General features: G+C 39.3%; 1 pseudogene. It reads left to right on the forward strand.

Annotated elements, in window-relative coordinates:
• Positions 1-94 precede the first annotated feature (94 nt).
• Positions 95-1,270 (forward strand): annotated as a pseudogene (locus tag SMIDD26_RS12770) (hypothetical protein); the annotation flags it as partial.

Below are 1,270 nucleotides of genomic sequence, written 5' to 3' on the forward strand. Positions count from 1 at the left end.
AGCAAAAGCAACAGAACCAGAGGTAGCAAAACCAGCTACGCCAAAAACGGAAGCTCCAACAGAATCAACTGAAGCAAAAGCAACAGAACCAGAGGTGGTAACACCAGCTGAACCAAAAGTAGAAGCTCCAACAGAATCAACTGAAGCAAAAGCAACAGAGCCAGAGGCAGTAAAACCAGCTACACCAAAAGCAGAAGCTCCAACAGAATCAACTGAAGCAAAAGCAACAGAACCAGAGGTAGCACCAAAAGAAGCAGGAGAAGAAGTGAAACCGGCACCGAAAGCAGAGACTCCAGCGCCGAAAACTGAAGAAGAAAAGTTATTAGAGGAAACTAAACAGGATAGCATAAGAGAAAATATTGACGAAGTTGTTAATATTAAATTAGCGGAAATTGAAAAGATTGAAAATTCAGATGAAAAAGAAAAATTAAAAGCAAAATTATATGAGTTAAGAAAGAATGCAGTAGATGACATTAAAAATGCTAAAGATGAAGAAGAGGCATTAATACTTACAGAAAAACATCAAAATATAATTAATTCTCTTAAAATAGCTGGTGAAAAATATACAAAACCAAATTTTGATAAGGATAATTTATCAAATGGACGTAATGATGGAACTACGATTGAAGGTGGTAGTACAGCAATAGGTCACGGTTCAGGAGAAGCACCTTCAGGAGCAACGCAACCAGCCTCAGCAGAAGGAACAGATAACTCATCAGCACCAACAGCCCAACCACAACCTTCATCAACTTCAGAAGGGACTACAGGCCCCAGAAGTGCCCCATCAGTTCAAGCAAGAGCAAGAAGAGTAGCACGTTCAACATCAGAACCAGATGGAACCGTAAATATTAGTTATAACTTCGCTGGAATGCCAGATATTCATGGTTTCCTATCTGACCCGGGAGAAAATAACACTGTCACAATTCCTGCTGGAACGAGTGAAGCACAGGCAAAAGAGCTAGTAAAAGAAAAAATTCAAGCCAAGATAAAAGACCTAGCTGCTAGAGGGTATCATGTGAAAAATGACATTATTTTTGAACAAGATACTACTGTGAAAAATTATAACTACGTCGTCACATTCACTAAGGAGGCTACAGGAACTTCAGGGTTCAGAATGGCTCCAGCAGTTCAACCACGCGCTAGCAGAAATCGTAGAAGTCTAGAACAGCCAGCTCCTCAAAAGGTCAAAGTAAATGTATTTTACAACTTTGATAAAATGAAAGATATTGCAGGTTTCCTAGGAGATATCAATGGAACTTCTCTTGAAATT

The organism is Streptococcus mitis, assembly GCF_001579035.1.
GTDB classification, from domain to species: Bacteria; Bacillota; Bacilli; order Lactobacillales; family Streptococcaceae; genus Streptococcus; species Streptococcus mitis_J.